Origin of the sequence: Demequina iriomotensis (assembly GCF_000971395.1) — a bacterium.
GTDB lineage: Bacteria > Actinomycetota > Actinomycetes > Actinomycetales > Demequinaceae > Demequina > Demequina iriomotensis.
Window position 1 is genome coordinate 180,404 of record NZ_BBME01000009.1, and the last position, 17,058, is coordinate 197,461.

Annotated in this window: 14 protein-coding genes; 11 read left to right on the plus strand and 3 right to left on the minus strand. The window is 72.0% G+C overall.

The window, feature by feature from the left end; translation table 11 throughout:
• Positions 1 to 41 precede the first annotated feature (41 nt).
• From AOM09_RS00920 to AOM09_RS00970, 11 genes are all read left to right on the plus strand, one after another.
• Positions 42 to 1,235: a hypothetical protein gene (locus tag AOM09_RS00920; protein ID WP_062382981.1), complete on the plus strand. Its 1,194-nt coding sequence runs from the start codon at positions 42 to 44 to the stop codon at positions 1,233 to 1,235.
• The gene (locus tag AOM09_RS15055) at positions 1,232 to 1,975 is read left to right on the plus strand and encodes a hypothetical protein (protein WP_062382983.1); all 744 of its coding nucleotides are present in this window, start codon (positions 1,232 to 1,234) and stop codon (positions 1,973 to 1,975) included. The genes AOM09_RS00920 and AOM09_RS15055 overlap by 4 nt, the downstream gene beginning before the upstream one ends.
• Before the next feature lie 13 nt (positions 1,976 to 1,988).
• Positions 1,989 to 3,017, plus strand: a complete 1,029-nt coding sequence (locus tag AOM09_RS00930) for a glycosyltransferase family 2 protein (RefSeq protein ID WP_156162166.1) — start codon at positions 1,989 to 1,991, stop codon at positions 3,015 to 3,017.
• A gap of 22 nt (positions 3,018 to 3,039) precedes the next feature.
• Complete coding sequence (locus tag AOM09_RS00935; RefSeq protein WP_062382987.1) at positions 3,040 to 3,903, plus strand: ABC transporter permease; 864 nt, start codon at positions 3,040 to 3,042, stop codon at positions 3,901 to 3,903.
• The gene (locus AOM09_RS00940) at positions 3,896 to 4,630 is read left to right on the plus strand and encodes an ABC transporter ATP-binding protein (RefSeq protein WP_062382989.1); all 735 of its coding nucleotides are present in this window, start codon (positions 3,896 to 3,898) and stop codon (positions 4,628 to 4,630) included. The genes AOM09_RS00935 and AOM09_RS00940 overlap by 8 nt, the downstream gene beginning before the upstream one ends.
• Positions 4,627 to 5,595 (plus strand): hypothetical protein, encoded by a 969-nt coding sequence (locus AOM09_RS00945; RefSeq protein WP_062382991.1) that lies wholly within the window; start codon positions 4,627 to 4,629, stop codon positions 5,593 to 5,595. Before AOM09_RS00940 ends, AOM09_RS00945 begins: the two co-directional genes overlap by 4 nt.
• A 1-nt stretch (position 5,596) precedes the next feature.
• Positions 5,597 to 6,745, plus strand: a complete 1,149-nt coding sequence (locus AOM09_RS00950) for an acylneuraminate cytidylyltransferase (RefSeq protein ID WP_062382993.1) — start codon at positions 5,597 to 5,599, stop codon at positions 6,743 to 6,745.
• On the plus strand, positions 6,738 to 7,934 hold the full coding sequence (locus tag AOM09_RS00955; protein WP_062382995.1) for a DUF6716 putative glycosyltransferase: 1,197 nt from the start codon (positions 6,738 to 6,740) through the stop codon (positions 7,932 to 7,934). The genes AOM09_RS00950 and AOM09_RS00955 overlap by 8 nt, the downstream gene beginning before the upstream one ends.
• A gap of 122 nt (positions 7,935 to 8,056) precedes the next feature.
• The gene (locus AOM09_RS00960; RefSeq protein WP_156162167.1) at positions 8,057 to 8,932 is read left to right on the plus strand and encodes an N-acetylneuraminate synthase family protein; all 876 of its coding nucleotides are present in this window, start codon (positions 8,057 to 8,059) and stop codon (positions 8,930 to 8,932) included.
• 176 nt (positions 8,933 to 9,108) lie between these two features.
• A complete protein-coding gene (locus AOM09_RS00965) occupies positions 9,109 to 10,401 on the plus strand; it encodes a glycosyltransferase family 29 protein (RefSeq protein WP_156162168.1) in 1,293 nt (430 codons plus the stop codon).
• A 4-nt stretch (positions 10,402 to 10,405) separates the two neighbouring features.
• Positions 10,406 to 12,730 carry a polysaccharide pyruvyl transferase family protein gene (locus AOM09_RS00970; RefSeq protein ID WP_062383001.1) on the plus strand — a complete coding sequence of 775 codons (2,325 nt, stop codon included), beginning with the start codon at positions 10,406 to 10,408 and terminating at the stop codon, positions 12,728 to 12,730.
• 36 nt (positions 12,731 to 12,766) lie between these two features.
• Here the strand turns inward: AOM09_RS00970 and AOM09_RS00975 are convergent, their stop codons facing one another.
• Genes AOM09_RS00975 through AOM09_RS00985 form a run of 3 tightly spaced genes read right to left on the minus strand, consistent with a single transcriptional unit; the run spans position 12,767 to position 17,009 of the window.
• Positions 12,767 to 14,671, minus strand: a complete 1,905-nt coding sequence (locus tag AOM09_RS00975) for a hypothetical protein (protein ID WP_062383004.1) — start codon at positions 14,669 to 14,671, stop codon at positions 12,767 to 12,769.
• On the minus strand, positions 14,668 to 16,014 hold the full coding sequence (locus AOM09_RS00980; protein WP_062383008.1) for a polysialyltransferase family glycosyltransferase: 1,347 nt from the start codon (positions 16,012 to 16,014) through the stop codon (positions 14,668 to 14,670). Before AOM09_RS00980 ends, AOM09_RS00975 begins: the two co-directional genes overlap by 4 nt.
• Positions 16,011 to 17,009, minus strand: coding sequence for a glycosyltransferase family 2 protein (locus AOM09_RS00985; RefSeq protein WP_062383013.1), 999 nt, complete (start codon positions 17,007 to 17,009; stop codon positions 16,011 to 16,013). The genes AOM09_RS00980 and AOM09_RS00985 overlap by 4 nt, the downstream gene beginning before the upstream one ends.
• Between the last annotated feature and the right edge of the window lie 49 nt (positions 17,010 to 17,058).

Consider the following 17,058-nt stretch of genomic DNA (forward strand, 5'->3'; position numbering starts at 1 on the left):
CCGGCGATCTCGACCGTCCCCGGGCACACGAAAGGCTGACCATGACTGCTGCCGGCGACCGCGGCGTCGTCCCGCTCCCCGCTGGCTCCACGTTGCTTCACATCGGGCTGCCCAAGTCCGGCACGACGGCGGTGCAGTCGGCGGCCCATCGCCTGCGTGGTCAGCTGCTGCAGATGGGGGTCTGCTACCCGGGCAGGAATCTCAACCACATCCGGGCAGGCAACGCCCTCATGGGTCGCGCCACCGCGGTGACCGGGTCGCGTCCGATCTCTGAGTGGCTCACGGTCCGCGACGAGCTCCGCTCGCATCCGGGATGCATCGGGTGGATCAGCTACGAGCAGATCGTGCTCGCCGACGACGACGCGGTGGCCCGCTTCCGCGCCGAGCTCGGACCCGAGACCCACGTGGTGATCACAGGTCGCAGCTACCCGTCGATGTTCGCGTCCGCGTGGCAGCAGTGGATCAAGGACGCCGGCGACGTGCCGTTCGCCGAGTGGCTCGAGGCCGTGCTCGGTCCCGTGCCTCACGAGGGCGCTATCGCGGGGTTCTGGCGCCGCCATGACCTCCCTGGTATCGCGCGCCGATGGGCCGAGGCGCTCGGCCCGGATCACGTCTCGGTCGTCGTGCTCGACAAGGAGCGCCCCAACCTGCTGTTCGAGGCATTCGAGCAGATGCTGTCGCTGCCGCCGCGGACGCTGTCGGATGTCCCGCGCAACGCGCTCAACGACAACCGCAGCCTGTCCCGCATGGAGGCCGAGCTGCTCGCGGGCGCGAACGTCCACTATGCGGCAAGCCCGCGGCCCCCGCGCCGCGACGACTACTACCGGCTCATGAAGACGGGCGCCGTGTCGGCGATCCTGCGCAAGCGGGTGCCCGGCGAGCACGAGGACCGGATCGTCGCGCACGAGTCGGCGGCGCGTCGCATCGCGGAGCGAGGAGCCCAGGCGGCGAGCGAGCTGGAGCACATCGGCGTGAGGATCATCGGCGACGTCGCGGTTCTGAGCGAGATGCCGGGCCGCGTCGCGGCGGCCGCGCCCTCGCCGTTCGCGCGGGTGGATGTCGACCTCGCCGCGCTCGCCGTCGCGGGAGCGGTCTCCTCGGGTCTGGGGGAGGGCATCGACTTCGACACGCGGGGCCGGCGCGCCGCGGAGCCCGGCGCGCGCCGACGCGTGGGCGCGCGAGCCGCCGCGGCCGAGCTGGCGCGCCGCGCGCTCGGCGGGACGGCGCGCGCATGATCCGGGCCGTGGTGAGGGCGGACGCGCACGCGCTCGCCGATGTCGATGTCCCGCGGGACGCTCTGGTGCTGCGGCGCATCTCCGATGCCGCCACGCTCGACCGGCAGGCTCGGCTCGCGTCCACGGGGCGCGAGGGTTCGCGTCTGCTCGCGCTCGTGCGCTCCCATCGGGATGCGTCGGCGGCGCTGCGCGCACACCGCGGCGTGGTGGTCGTGGCCGCGCTCGGCGGTCTGGGAGGCGCGCTCGGCATCGCCGTCACGGCCGAGCCGCGAGAGCTCGGCGCCGGCGAGCGCGCGCTGGTACGGCGCGTCCGGGAACGGCTGGCACACCACGCTGCGGACGATGTGCGGAGCGTGATCGTCGAGGAGGCGGTGCTCGGCGGCCTGTACCGCACCGCGGTCGGGACCCCCGCGACGGCGTCGCCACGCATCGGGACGCTTGCGGAGCGGGTGGCGGATGCCGCCCTCGCCCGCCGCCTGCGGACGCGGGGAGCATCCCTGCCCCCGCGTACCGCCCGCCCGTTGGACGAGGGAGCAGGCACCGTGCCCGTCGACGGCGCGTCGACGGCGCTCGCCGCGACCATCTCGACGATGCTCGGGTGCGGAGGCCTGTACGACGCCGCCGGACCCGCGCTGGTGCGCGAGCGCGACACGGCCGCGCGGGCGCCGCTCACCGCGCGCGACCTGCCGACGCGCGATCTGTGGCGCATCGTGGCAGGACGGCTCGGCGGAAGCCGGTGATCGAGAGGTGGATGTGAGAGAGCAGCCGACGCTGCGTGCGTCATTCGTCATGCCTGTGCTCAACGAGGAGGACTACGTCGCGGCCGCCGTCGCGTCGATCCTTGCGCAGGAGGGGCTCGACGAGCGCGAGATCCTGCTGGTGCTGGGCGCGTCGACGGACCGTACCGACCAGGTGGTCGCGGGGCTCGCGGCTGCGCACCCCGAGATCCGGGTCCTCCACAACCCCCGCAACGCGATCTCGCAGTCGATGAACATCGGCATCACCGAGGCGCGCTACCCGGTCGTGATCCGGGTCGACGCGCACTCGGTGCTGCCCGAGGGCTACGCCGTGACCGCGCTGCGCAGCCTGCGCGCGGCGGGCGCCGTCAACCTGGGCGGCCGCATGCACGCCGCGGGCGTCACGCCGTACGAGCAGGCGGTCGCATGGGGCTACAACTCGCCCGGCGGGCTCGGAGGGGCGGTCTACCACACGGGAGGCGACGCCGGTCCGGCCGAGTCTGCCTACCTCGGGGTGTTCGACCGTGCCGCCGTGCTGGGCATCGGCGGCTTCGACGAGACGCTCTCAAGGGGCGAGGACTGGGACCTCAACCGGCGGCTCATCGCGCGTGGCGGCCTGGTGTGGTTCGAGCCCGCGCTCGACGTCGCCTATCGTCCCCGCTCCTCCGTGAAGGCGCTCGCGAAGCAGTTCCACGCGTCAGGGCGGTGGCGCGGAGAGATCATCCGTCGCCTGGGAGGGCGCGTGCCGCTGCGCTACTTCGTGCCGCCGACGCTCGTCGCGGGCCTCGGGCTCGGCCTCGTCCTCGTGGTCGTGGGCGCGGTTCTCGGCTCCATGGTCGGCACGGTGCTCGCGGGCATGGGGCTGCTCCCCGCCGTGGTCTACGGTGCGTGGGTGCTGCTCACCGGGCTCCGTGCGGACGCGCCGCGCGCCGTGCGCTGGCGGCTCCTCGGCGTGCTTCCCACCATGCACCTGTCTTGGGGTGTCGGATGCGTCTTGGGTATCCTCATGCCGAGCAGGGGGCACAACGCCTTCGCAGGACGTTGAGGCTTCACCCCCGAGGAGACGTGTGACCGACATCGACTACGCCGCGCTTGCGCGGGAGGCAGGGCTCGAGCGCGTCGGCGCCCGGCCGTCCCTGCCGAGCTACCTGAAGGAGATGTGGCAGAGGCGCCACTTCGCCACGAGGCTCGCGAAGTACCAGATCGAGGCGAGCCTCGCGCAGAACCGGCTCGGCCTCGCCTGGGTGGTGCTCAACCCGCTGCTCCAGGCGGCGGTGTACGGGCTCGTGTTCGGCGTGATCATGGACCGGTCGTCGCGAGCCGGGGTGAACTTCATCCCCTTCCTCGTGAGCGGCTTCTTCGTCTTCCACTTCTTCGGCAGGTCGTTCAGCCAGGGCGCGAAGGCGATCACCGGCAACGCCTCGCTGGTCCGCAGCCTCGGCTTCCCGCGCATGCTCCTCCCGGTCTCCGCGGTGGTCAGGGAGATCTACGAGCTGGTGCCCATGATGGGCGTGCTCGCGGTGATCCTCATCGGCTTCGGAGAGCTCCCGACGTGGCGGTGGCTGCTGGTGCCGTTCATCCTTGCGCTGATGACCCTGTTCAACACGGGCGTCGCGCTCATCGCAGCCCGTCTCACGGTCCACCTGCGCGACGTCACGCAGATCATCCCGGTGGTGACGCGGCTCCTGATGTACATGACCGGGATCTTCTACTCCATCGAGGAGGTGCTCGCGGACAACCCGCCGTGGATGCTCACCCTCGCCCAGCTCAACCCGGTGCACGACTACATCCAGATGGTCCGGACGTGCGTGCTCGAGGGTCAGACCGTGAACTCGCTCATCGTGATCACCGCCTTCGTGGCCGCCGTCGTGTTCTTCATCGCCGGCATCGTGTTCTTCTGGAGCGCGGAGGAGAGGTACGGCCGTGACTGAGCCGCGCAATCCCACCGTCGTGGTGGACAATCTCCACGTCGACTACAAGACCTTCGCCTCCGGCAAGGCCGCTGCGGACAGGCGCTCGCTGATGAGCCGTCAGCGCGGCATCCGCATCGTGCATGCCCTCAAGGGCGTGTCCTTCGTCGCTCACGAAGGCGAGTCGATCGGCGTCATCGGCCACAACGGGTCCGGCAAGTCCACGCTCATGCGGACCATCGCGGGTCTCATCCAGCCGGCCAAGGGTGCCGTGTACGGCGCCTCGCGTCCGGCGTTGCTGGGCGTCAACGCCGCGCTCATCAACGGTCTGACCGGTGAGAAGAACGTGATGCTCGGCGGGCTTGCGCTCGGCATGTCGCCTGAGGAGGTCGACGCCCGGCGGGACGAGATCATCGAGTTCTCGGGTATCCGCGAGTTCATCGACCTGCCGATGAAGGCGTACTCCTCGGGCATGGCGGCGCGCCTGCGGTTCTCGATCGCGATCTCGCGCGAGCACCAGGTCCTGCTGGTCGACGAGGCGCTCGCGGTGGGCGACAAGGCCTTCCGAGAGAAGAGCGAGCAGCGCATCCGCGACCTGCGGGAGCAGGCCGGAACGGTCTTCCTGGTGAGCCACTCGATGCGCTCGATCCTGGACACCTGCACGCGCGTCCTGTGGATCGACCACGGCACGCTCAGGATGGACGGCGATCCGCACGACGTGATCGACGCCTACAAGAAGTCGAAGTGAGCGCCGGCGGCCTCCGCATCGGGTGGGTCGAGTCGCCTCTCCAGCTCATCAACGCTGTCGAGGCGGCGTCGCATCGCGCGGAGGAGACCCGGATCCTCCTGCGCGACGGCGTCGCGCAGCTCGCGGACACCGCCGCGTGGCTCGAGCCGCACCTGCCTGGCGGTGTCACGCTCGCGATGGCCGCGTCCGCGACGGACCGCGCCTTCCGTGACGCGCGCCGCCGACTGGTCGGCGACGCCTTCTCGGGGCAGTTCCGCGCGGTGGTCGCCGCGACCGGCGTGCGGGACCTGGTGGTGGTCGATGACGGCTCCGCCGCGCTGCACCTCGCCGCGGTCCTCGCGGGCCACGAGCGCTTCTCGCGCATGGGCCAGCGCGAGCCGCTGCGTCAGCGCATGCTCGGCGCCGTGGTGGGCGCCCGCCTGCGCGCCGCGGCGCGCGCGGGCGACGTCACGCTGGTGACGGCCTACGCGGAGGACCCGGCGATGGCCGCGCTCGCCGGCGCGCGCATCGTCCCCAACGCCTACGCATGGCTGCGGTCTCTCGACGCGGATCCGCCGGTGGCGCTGCCCGCGACCGTCGTGCTCGGGTCCGCGCTCGCGGTCGACGGCTACGTCGACGCCGCGGCCTACGAGCGCTGGGCCACGTCGCACCCCGCGGGCACCGCGTATCTGCCGCATCGGCGTGAGGGCGGCGAGTCGCTCGGGCGCCTGAGCGCGGGCGGGCTCGAGGTTCTCGAGCCGGGCCTGCCCGCCGAGATCGTGCTCGGCATGGCGCGCGGCCTCGCGCACGTGAGCTCGCTGCCGTCGAGCACGGGCGCGACCCTCGCGCGCGTGCTGCCCGCCGGGGCGCGCCTCGACGTGACCCCCGTCCCCGACGCCTGGTGGACGGCGCGCGCCGACGCGACGTTCCGCTCCACGCTCGCATCTCTCGCGAGCAACGACGATGCTTCTACCGAGGAGGCCTGACATGCGCGCAGTCGCGATCATCCCCGCCCGCGGCGGGTCCAAGGGAGTGCCCGGGAAGAACGTCGCCCGCGTGGGCGGGATGCCGCTCGTCGCGCGCGCCGTCCGCTCGGCGCTCGCGGCGCCGTCGATCGACGGCGTCTTCGTGTCGACGGACGATGCGGCGATCGCGGCCGCGGCCCGCGCGGCGGGGGCCGACGTCATCGACCGACCCGCGGCGATCGCGGGCGACCTCGCGACCTCCGAGGCCGCGCTGATCCACGGGCTCGACGCCCTGGCCGAGCGCGGCATCGAGCCCCAGGCGCTCGCCTTCCTCCAGGCGACCTCGCCGTTCATCGACCCGACCGCCCTCGACGGCGCCGTGGCCTCGGTCCTCGCCGGCGAGCACGACTCGATGTTCTCGGCCTTCGAGACCTACGCCTTCCTGTGGCAGTGGGGCGAGGGCGGCGCCACCGGCGTCAACCACGACCACTCCTTCCGTCCGCGCCGTCAGGACCGCGAGCCGCACTTCCAGGAGACCGGCGCGTTCTACGTCATGGACATCGCAGGCTTCCGCGCGTCGGGCTTCCGCTTCTTCGGCCGCGTCGGGATCGCGGAGGTGCCCGCGTCGACGGGAATCGAGATCGACGACCTGCACGAGCTCGAGGCCTCGCGCGCGCTCGCTGCTCTGCTCGACGCGCCCGCCCCGGTGGATGTCGACGCGCTGGTCATGGACTTCGACGGCGTCCACACCGACGACACGGCGACGGTCGACCAGCACGGCGTCGAGTCCGTCACCGTGAGCCGCTCGGACGGCATGGGCATCTCGCTGCTCCGCAAGGCGGGCGTGCCGATGCTCATCCTGTCGCGCGAGGAGAACCCCGTGGTCGCCGCGCGCGCCCGCAAGCTCGGCATCGAGGTGTCGCACGACGTCCAGGACAAGCTCCCGTACCTCGAGCGCTGGTGCGCCGAGAAGGGCGTCGCGCTCGACCGTGTGGCCTACGTGGGCAACGACCTCCCCGATCTGCCATGCCTGGGCGCGGTGGGCTGGCCGGTGGTCCCGGCCGATGCGCACGCGCGCGTCGCGGCCGTCGCCCGGGTGGTGCTGAGCCGGCCCGGAGGCCGCGGCGCGCTGCGCGAGCTGGCCGAGCGGATCCTGGCGGCCCGTGACTGACGCGTCCGCAGGCGGCGCGCGGCGCGCGCTCGTCGTGGCGGACTCCGACTCCTACCTCAAGTGGGCCGTGACCCGTGCGGCCGATCTGCGCGAGGGCTGGGACGTCGAGGTCGTCGTGGTGCGCAACGCGGTCACACCGTCGCCCGCGCAGATCGCGTCCGCGGTCGACGGGCGGCTCGGCGAGCCGCCCGCGGTGATCGGCCTCGACGCGCTCGCGGCACGCCTGCGCGCCGAGCGACCCGACCTGCTGCTCCTCGCGTGCCGCGGCCCGCTCATCGAGCTGCTCCTCCTCGACGAGCTCGGGGGCGAGCGCGTCGCGGGCGTGGTCGCCACCGGCATCCCGGGGATCTGGTACCCGCCCACCGCGCTCGGCGTGAGCCTGCGCGCGGGCTGCGACCTGCTCGTCGTCCACTCCGAGCGCGAACGCGACGCGGTCGCGGCGATGCTGCCGTCCGGCCGCCTCACGGACGTGGGTCTCGCCTCCCTGCTGACCCCCGCCGAGGTCGGCGGCGCCGCGCGGCCGCGCGTCGTGTTCGCGCCCCAGGCGCTGGTGCCGGCGACGGTCGCCCAGCGTCGCGAGCTCCTCGACGGCCTGGTCGAGACCGCGCGGCGTCATCCCGAGCTCGACGTGGTGGTCAAGCTCCGGGGCGAGGCGGGCGAGGCGCAGACGCATGCCGAGCATGCGCCGTTCGACGCGCTCGCGAGCGACGTCGACGTGCCCGGCAACCTGGTGTTCGCGCGCGGGCCGCTGCGCGAGTACCTGGGAGAGTGCGTCGGGTTCGTCACGGTGAGCTCGACCGCCGCGCTCGAGGCGCTCGACGCGGACGTGCCGGTGCTGATCCTCGCGGACTTCGGCGTGAGCGCGGACGTCATCAACGCGGTGTTCGAGGGCTCGGGCCTCTTCGGGGACCTCGCCGACCTGGCCGACCTGCGGTTCCGGCGTCCCGATCCGGCGTGGCTCGCGCGCAACTACTTCCATGCGCACGACGACTGGACCGAGCAGGTCGGGCGGCGGCTCGACCGAGGAGCCGAGGCGGCGGGGCGGGTGCCCGATCCGCTCGCGGGCGCACGATCCTTCCCGCGCCGCGTGCGGAGGCGCCTCGTGGCCCTCGGCGCGGAGGACCGGACGTGGGCCGGACGCGCGGCGCTGCCGCTGCGCCCCTGGTTGACGCGGTCGCGCGGCGCGTGAGCCGCGCGCGCTCGGGGAGGCGGCTCGCGCGAACGCGGTTAGACTATTCGGGACACAAGGGGAGACACCCCCGGGCCCGGCCGTGCCCAGCGGCCACTGAGTTCAAGCAATGAGGTGCTGAAGTGACGGATGCGGTGCAGATCGGCGATATCGTCGTCGGTGACGGTCACCCGACCTACGTGATCGCGGAGATCGGCCTGAACCACAACGGTTCGGTCGAGAACGCCAAGAAGCTCATCGACGTCGCCGTCGAGGCGGGCGCGCAGGCGGTGAAGTTCCAGAAGCGTACGCCGGAGATCGCGACGCCGGAGCACATGAAGGCCACCCCGCGCGAGACGCCGTGGGGCACGATGACGTACCTCGAGTACCGCTACAAGGTCGAGTTCGAGCAGGCCGAGTACGCCGAGATCGACGCGTACTGCAAGGAGAAGGGCGTCGTCTGGTACGCCTCCCCGTGGGACGAGCCGAGCGTCGACTTCCTCGAGTCGATGGACACCGTTGCGTACAAGATCGCCTCGGCCTCGGTCACCGACCTGGGCATGCTGCGCAAGATCAAGGCGACGGGCAAGCCCGTCATCCTGTCGACCGGCATGTCGACCATCGAGCAGATCGACACCGCGGTGGAGACGCTGGGCAAGGACAAGCTCATCATCCTGCACGCCACGTCGACGTACCCGCTGCCCCCGGAGGAGGCCAACCTCCGCATGATCCAGACCCTCAAGGACCGCTACGGCGTGCCGGTGGGCTACTCGGGTCACGAGCCGGGCCTGCAGATCTCGATCGCCGCGGTCGCCCTGGGCGCCGTCGCCGTCGAGCGTCACATCACGCTCGACCGCACCATGTGGGGCTCGGACCACGCCGCGTCGCTGGAGCCCAAGGGCTTCATCTCGCTGTGCCGCGACATCCGCATCATCGAGCAGGCCATGGGCGACGGCGTGAAGAAGGTCTTCCCCGGCGAGCTCGCGCCGCTGTCGAAGCTCCGCCGCGTCGACGGCTGACCATGTCTGCGCCTGACGAATCCCGACAGGCGCGGAGGTCGGCGCCGGAGGCCCCGAGGGGCCTCCGGCGCCAGCTCGGGCGTGTGCGGCGCCGTCTGGCGCCGCCGCCTGGGCCCCACCTCGATGCGAACCGCCGATGGTGGAGCCTGCTGGCGGAGGCGCATCGCCTCGCCGAGGTGCATTCCCCCTCCGCTGCCGCATCGACCATCCCCTTCCTGCGCGCCGTCGCGAGGCTCGCGGGCCCGCTGACGGCTCGCCAGGCGAGGCAGCCGCGGGCGATGGGCGAAGGCACGGCTCCGCTGTTCCGCGCGGACCTGGCGGCGGACAAGCGTCGGGCGCTCGACCTCGCGCGCGACGCGCGCCTCGTCGGCGAGCACGGGTTCGCGATCGCGCTCCTCCAGGCGGTCATCGAAGGAGACCCGAGCTCGCCTCTCGCCTGGGCGTACCTCGCCGATGCGCGGCGTGCGGCGGGCGACCTCGACGGATCGCTCGAGGCGCGTGCGCGGCATCTCGCGCTCGCCGGCGGAGACGCCGGCTGGGAGGAGCGGGTCCGCGCGGCTCGCCTCGACGTCGCCTCGCGGCTGCGGGACCGCACCGTCGCGGCGGCGCCGGAGCCCGGCGCCGAGGCCATCGCGGCCGCGGCTCGTGCCGCGCTGGGCGGTGAGGCGGAGCCCGGGCGGCCGATCCCGGACTCGCTCGTGCACGCCGGTGACACGGCAGCAGCGATGAGGATCGCGCACGCGGAGGTGGCGCGCGCCGCACGCCATGCGGGTGCCGCGACCGCGGCCGACGCCGCGCTCGCCCGAGCGCTCGCCGGCGCCACCGAGCCGCACGACCGGCCGCTCCTCACAGAGTCGGCGGCGCGGACCCTGTCGACCATCGACGTGAGCGGGTTCCGCCAGCTCGTCACCGGCAAGCGGGTCTGCCTCGTCGCCAACTCGGCGACCGTCGCGACCTCCGGGCTCGGCGAGGTCATCGACTCCTACGACCTGGTGGTCCGGTTCAACTCCTTCAAGATCGATGCGCCGCACACCGGTTCCCGCACCTCGGTGCACGCGCTGATCCACCTGCACGACTTCAACTGGGACGTCCCCGTGGATGTCCGGCTCGTGTTCTCGGGGGACCCGGTGGCGTGGCGGCGATCGCTGCTGCGACGGGTGGTCGCCGGGGCTCAGACCCACCTGGGCGACGAGACGCTGCGGTGGCCGATGCGCGATGCCCAGCTGGTCGGTGACACCACGCACCCGGACCTTCCGACGACGGGCTTCAACGTCATCCGCCTCCTCGACTTCCTCGACGTGAGCGCGGCGATCGACCTCATCGGTTTCGACTTCTACGAAGGCGGCACGTTCCGGCTGGACGAGGCGATGCACCTGCCCGTGGTCGACGTGCACCAGTACTCGGTGGAGAAGGAGTGGGTCCTCGACCGCGCCGTGTCCGTCGACGGACCCATCATCTCGCTGAGGTAGAACCGTGACTTCTGACATCCGACCCGACGGCGGGCGACGCATCGCGTTCGCGTCCTACGTCGACCGCGCCTACCTCGAGGGCTTCGAGGTTCTGCTGACCAGCCTGCTCCTTCACAACCCGTGGTTCGACCACGAGTACATCGTCCTGTTCGACGAGCTCGAGCCCGGTGACATCGAGCGCCTGTGCGTGCGCTACCCCCGGCTCGTGTTCCGTCACGTGGACACGACGCGCTATGCGACCTACGCGAAGGGCGACGCGGCGAACTACCTGGTCGAGAAGGCCTATTACATCCTCGATGCGTTCCGCCTGCGCGGCTACGACCGCGTGGTCACCCTCGACGTCGACATGGTGATCCTCGGTGACATCCGCGCGCTCATCGACACGGACGCCGACTTCTCGGCCGTCCCGCAGCATTTCGAGTCGGACGGCGGACGCCGCATCAACAGCGGTGTGATGACCTTCTCCGAGGCCTGCATGAGCGACGCGTTCGTCGCCCGCATGGACGCGATCGGCGTGGCAGGAGACTACGAGCTCGACAGGCACGACCAGGGCGTCCTGAGCGCGGTCCTGGACGGCGGCTTCGTGCGGCTCGACAAGAGGTTCAACCTGGTCAAGCGGGCCGTGCGGCCCGGGGACGAGGTCCCTGAGGACACCCGCATCCTTCACTACACCGGCCGCTTCAAGCCGTGGACCGGAGGCGAGCGCGGTTACGAGCGCATCGAGCGCCACTGGCATGATGCCGCCTTGCACCCGGTGCTGCTCTGGCGGCGCCTGGTCGCCGACCCGGCTACCGCGCCGTCCCTCGCTGGGACGTTCTCGGCATGGGCGGCACCGTTCGCCGAGCTCGACGATGACGCCATCGGCGACCTGCGGGCCACGGCCGAGCGGCATCGGCGTGCCGGCGCCTTCGGCCTCGCGCTCGCGGCCCTGCGCGCGGCGGCGCTGGCCACCGGCGACCTGCCGGCGGGGGCCTGGCGCGAGCTCGGCGTGGTGGCCGCGGCATGCTCCCGGACGGACGAGGCGCGCGTCGCCTTGACGCGGGCGACGGCCGACGAGGTGGTCGCCCCCGCCGCGTTGGCCGCGTTGGCCGACCTCGAATGGGTGGCGCGACGGTACGACGCGGCTCAGGACGCGGCGCTCGGTGCGATCCGGCATCACCCGACCTTCGCGCGCGCGCACCAGCTGCTCGAGCGCGTGGAGCGCACGCGGACGCTCGACCGCGAGATCCCTGCCGGTGCCGGACCGCGCATCGGGCACGTCGCCTTCTACGTGGATCCGGGCGGGAACTTCGGCGACGTGATGCTGCCGGTGGCGGTACGCGCCTCGCTCGAGGACGGCCTGGGCCCGGTCCGATGGGCGTCGGTCCACGCGCACCAGGTCTTCGACCTCGACAGCGCACGGTGGGCGAACGAGCACCTCGATGCGATCGTGATCGGCGGCGGCGGCCTGTTCCTGCCGGACACCGCGCCGAACGGCAACAGCGGCTGGCAGTGGAACGTCACGGACGAGGCCCTCGAGGCGCTCGAGATCCCGATCGTCGTCTACACGGTCGGCTACAACCTCTTCCCGGGGCAGCGCTTCCATGGCGATCGCTTCGCCGAGTCCCTGCGACGCCTGGTCTCCAAGGCGGCCTTCGTCGGTCTGCGGAACCACGGCTCCGTGGACGCGGTCCGCGAGATCGTGGGACCGGAGCTGGCGGGCAAGGTCGAGTTCCTCCCGTGCGTGACCACGGTCTACGGCGGTCTCACCGGTCGTGCCAGCACACCCGCGGCCATGCGGGCGACGGTGCTGCTCAACATCGCGTTCGATCGCAAGGAGAACCGCTTCGGAGACACGTATGACCAGTTCGTGCGGGGGATCGCCGATCTGGTGGGCCGTCTGTCGGACGTCGCCGACGTGCGCTGCCTGGCGCACACCAAGCAGGACGAGCAGATCGTCGACGACGTGCGACGGGAGCACGGCATCTCGATCCCCGTCGATGCGGTCTACGACCTCTCCTACGACGACGCGCTGGACCTCATCGGCCGTGCGGACGTGGTCGCCGGCATGCGAGGACACGCGGGGATGATCCCGTTCGGGATCGGCGTCCCGATCGTCAGCATCATCTCCCACGCGAAGCTGAGGTTCTTCCTCGAGGACATCGGCCACCTCGAATGGGGTGTCGATGCTGCCGATCCGGCGCTCGGTGCCTCGCTGGAATCCGCGATACGTGGAGTGCTCGCCGATCGCGAGGGCACCGCTCGCCAGCTCGCGGAGGCCCAGGCGAGCCTGCGCACGATCGTGGACGACGCGAACCGTCGCGTGGCGGAGGTCATCGGCGGCCGCTGATCCGAGGCGCCGGCCTCGTGGGAGCAACCGGTCGCGTCAGGGCATGTGCGCCGTCTGCGCGGTCGCGGAGATCACCGCGACGACGGCGGCGACCGCCTGCTTGGTCGCGATGTCCGTGACGGACTCGGCCTCGACCGCGCCGGTGGCGGCGCGAACAGGGCGAGGCGCGTCGCCGCAGCTCATGAGCGCGTCGTGCGCGCGGCGATCGACCTGGTCCAGGGCGTCGGCCACGTCCATCGGAAGCGCGAGGGGCGCCTGCTTGTCACCCGCGGTGGCGACCATCGCCGCGACGAGCGGGGCGAGGACGGAGGACCGAGGCGCCGCATGCGCATCGTGATCCGGATCCAGCGCGTCCTGCGCATCCCGCGATGCGAGGGTGCGCAGCAGCTCGAGCTGACCGTTGGTCAGCAGGGTCGCATCCGGGATCGAGCCGACGGATGCGGCCAACGCATCCGGCTCGAGACCATGCGCCCTCTCGAGCTCGTGAGCCAGCGCCCGCAGGTCGCTGTTGCCATGGACCTGTCGGATCGGGAGCGGCGCGCCCATGGCGTCGGCGGCGGCGCGCAACGTCGACGCCGCGCCGCTCCACACGGTCGGATCGCTCGCCGGCGCAAGATCGATGCCGCGCACGAACTCCTCCCAGCCGAGGGTCCCGCCGGCGATGAGATGCTCCTGGTAGCGCCGCCGGATGACGGTGGTCGCGGGTTCCCAGGCCACGAAACCGTCGCCGAGCACCGTGATGGCCGCGGGCAGGGCAGGAGGCAGCACGGGCTCGACGCTGAGGCCCGCAGCTGACGCGAACGCGGCCGTCACACCGTGGGAGCGCTCGGTGGCATCGACGCCCCGCTGCTCGTCGGCGGGCGTGTCCACCGCGCGGTACGGCGGCTCGGCAGCCCGGTCGAGCACTCCCTCGAGCCCGTCGGCGATCATCCCGACGGAGACGCGCTTGGGCGGTGCGTACGGGATGGAGGAACCGGCTCGCGGTGCGCGGGCGAGCTCGTCGAGGTCGCCGATGACGGTGACGCCCGCCCGCTCGATGTCCGCCTTGAGCGCCATGCCGGCGCGCCGCGCGGGCCCGACGGCCCACTCGGGCAGCGACACGCGCGGCCCACCGTCCGAGCGGCCCCACTTCATCCCGTTCGAGAAGCCGAGCTGGACCAGCTGGATGCGATCCTCGTTGGTGATGCGCCGCCGGACCTTCGCGCCGACCAGTCGCGCGATCTCGCACTGGGTGAACGTGAGCGACTTGTTGCTCGAGTACGTGGCGAGCGTGCCTTCCTCGACGTCAAGGAGCGACTCCATCGCGCGGAACACGCTGCCGTGATCCTGCGGGTCCGGCACCAGCACGGTGACGTTGCGCGCTCCGACGATCGAGACCCAGCGCGAGAGGAGCGTGAGCCCGTCGTCTCCGCGCATCGACTTCACGGGGCGGAGGTCGAGCCCCTCGGGATCCCGCAGCACCTTCCCGAGCCACTCCTCGAAGGGCCGCTGACGCCCGGCCGATGCCCCTTGCTGCCACGACGACGGCAGGATCTGCGGGATCGACCGCAAGGTGATGAGCACATGGACCTTTCTGCCCAGGGCGCGGACCGCCCGGCGGGCCTCGTCGACGTCGGCCTCCGCGAGGAACTCGGAGCTGATGACCACGCGGCGCACGCCCCGACCGGAGGCGAGCTCCTTGAGCCGCTGGAGCTGCTCCGACGAGCGTCCGTCGGCGTTCCACGTCGGGTTCGTGCGGCCGAGCAGCTGGACCGCCAGCCGGTGATGGTTCGGACGGCCATCGAGGTCGGGGTAGAGGACTCCGGCCGCATGCAAGGCGTCGCGGCTGGAGGCCAGACTGTTCTGGAGCGCGGTGGTCGCAGACTTGGGCACGCCGATGTGGAGCAGGACGGGCACCCGCAGGCGGCGCTGCCGCAGCCGTTGCCGCAGGCCCGCGGTCATCGCGCCTGGCCGCCGACCACGGTGGACCGAGCCTTGCGGAGGTAGCCGTAGACGGGCTCCGCGACGCCCGACGGCAGGCGTTCGATGGTGCCCTTGGCCACGCGCCTCACACCCGTCGGGATCTGCGCGCCGGGCAGGCCGAGCACATTGAGGCGCCCCTGCGTGAAGTAGCGCCGTCGCTCGCCCTCGGCTGCGCCATCGAGGAAGGCGACAGCCTCGTCCCTGCGCGCGGCGAGCGTCTGCGGCTGCATCGCGTAGGCGACGGCGACGGTGAGCCGCCGCAGCCCTTCGATGTCGCGGTCGCCGTCGCGGTGGCGACCGCGGTGGTCCACGATGGTCAGCGGGATGCGGTTGCTGTTCTGGAACGGATCGAGCGTCCGCAGCAGCACCTCGGTGCCGACGCTGCGCGTCGGCAGTCCGAAGACGCGCTCGGCGGTCGCGAGGCCGGTCGAGAAGCCCGCGACCACGCCCACCAGCCGATGGGTCGCCATGACGGCCTCCGCGAACAGCCGCGAGTCGACGATCTCGATGGTGAGCCCCTTGGCCTCCGCTGCGGCGAGCAGCGCGGCCGTGTTGGTCGAGGCGGCGGACGGGTGGGGCTTGAACAGCACATGCGAGGCCCCGAGCTCGAGCGCGGCGTCGAGCATGCTCACCTGCATCTGCGACTCCTGGCGAGGCGAGATGAGCTTGAGCTCGGACAGGTACTGGCCGAGCAGCAGGACGCTCGGGCGCTCGTCCTCGACCACGGGTACGTCCGCGGCGGCGCAGACCTCCTCCGTGAGCGCGCGATACGTGGCCGGCGGGATCGCGCGATACGTGATCCCGTGCTCGGACAGAAGCAGCGGGTCGAGCCCCTCGACCAGGTCGAGGTAGACCATGCTCGTGATGCGCTGACCGAAGGTGTGGGTCTGCGGGTTGCGGGTGGGTCCGTAGCTCATGAGGCCCTCGGACAGCACCGTGATGGGAGCGTCTGCGAGGACGGCGGCCAGCGTCGCTGCCGGTGGCACGTGCACCGACTCGATCACCAGCTCGACCGGCTCGTCGCCGAGCCCCCAGAAGGCGCGCAACAGGCGTTCCTGCGCGGGCTCGTCCATGGTGGCGACGCGCCAGTGCGCCGGGCGCTGCGGGCTGAGGAGCGCGCCGAGGTCGACCACGCGGTCGAATCGCGTGAGCACCGCGGCGGCGCCCGGCGTGTCGACGAGCGGCGGCGCGACCTCGGGGATGGGCGCGTTGTTGGCCACGACGAGCACGCGCTCGCGCGGCTCGCCGAGCAGCCCGGCGTCGATGGCGGCGGCAGCGGACATCGCGCCGAACAGCGTGGTGGCGAGGGTGAGCTGGATCATGCGGCGGCGCCTCCCTTGAGCACGGGCGTGATGGCGCGGTTGAGCAGCGCGCGCCGCGAGGACCCGACGTCCTCCCACTGCTGCGCGAGCACATCGAGGTCCACGCTGCGCGCGAAATCCGTGATCGAGGCGCGGAGGAGCTGCCTGGTCGCGCGGTCCATGCCCTTCTTGCGGGCCATGTGGTGCGCCGAGATGGCGAGGAACTGGCGGATGAGCTTGTGCTCGAAGATGCGGTCCTCGGGGTTGGCGAGAACCAGGTCGCGCACGAGCGCGAAGCCGCGCAGGAATGACAGCTGCCGTGCGTCGTAGACCTGGGTGAGCGAGGAGGCGATGTCGCGGCGATACATGATCCACGGGGCATCGACCACGGCGAGCGTGGCATCCGTGAGGGCGAGCCTCCAGATCGCGACCCGGTCCTCGAAGCTGTGCAGGCCTTCGTCGTATGCGAGCCGGCCGTCGTCGACCAGCCGGCGGTGGAAGATGCCGGCCCATGGGAAGGGATAGTCGATGAGCGTCGAGGCGTCGACAGGCAGGATCGCGTCGCGTCCGGACAGCGGTGTGTTCCTGCGACCCTCGGGCGCCCGGTGGAGCTCGCGCGGTGCGCCCGACTCGAAGGTCTTCACGTGGTCGGTGCGGACGTAGTCGACGCCCAGCTCCTCGGTCCGGCGCATCAGGTGCTCGAGGCGTCCCGGAGCCATCCAGTCGTCGGCGTCGAGGAAGGCGATGTACTCGCGTTCCGCGGCGGCGAGACCCTGGACCCGGCCGGTGCCCACGCTCAGCGCTTCCTCGTTGCGAAGGATCCGCACGTCTCCCAGGCGGGGTGCGAACGCACGCACGATGTCCGCGGTGCCATCGGTCGAGCCGTCGTCGACGACGATCACCTGGAGCCTCGAGCGGTCCTCGACCTGGCGCTCGAGAGACTGCAGGGCGGTCCCGATGTAGGCGGCGCCGTTATGCACGGGGATGATGACCGAGACGGACCGGTCGGGCGACATGCGTCCTCCTGCACGTGGGTGTCGTGGCGCGAGCCGCGCGCCCGCACGC

Excerpts from the sequence above, each read along its gene's own strand:
- AOM09_RS00920 (WP_062382981.1), top strand. The coding sequence starts at position 42 with ATGACTGCTGCCGGCGACCGCGGCGTCGTCCCGCTCCCCGCTGGCTCC.
- AOM09_RS15055 (WP_062382983.1), top strand. The coding sequence starts at position 1,232 with ATGATCCGGGCCGTGGTGAGGGCGGACGCGCACGCGCTCGCCGATGTC.
- AOM09_RS00950 (WP_062382993.1), top strand. The coding sequence starts at position 5,597 with ATGCGCGCAGTCGCGATCATCCCCGCCCGCGGCGGGTCCAAGGGAGTG.
- AOM09_RS00975 (WP_062383004.1), bottom strand. The coding sequence starts at position 14,671 with ATGACCGCGGGCCTGCGGCAACGGCTGCGGCAGCGCCGCCTGCGGGTG.
- AOM09_RS00980 (WP_062383008.1), bottom strand. The coding sequence starts at position 16,014 with ATGATCCAGCTCACCCTCGCCACCACGCTGTTCGGCGCGATGTCCGCT.
- AOM09_RS00985 (WP_062383013.1), bottom strand. The coding sequence starts at position 17,009 with ATGTCGCCCGACCGGTCCGTCTCGGTCATCATCCCCGTGCATAACGGC.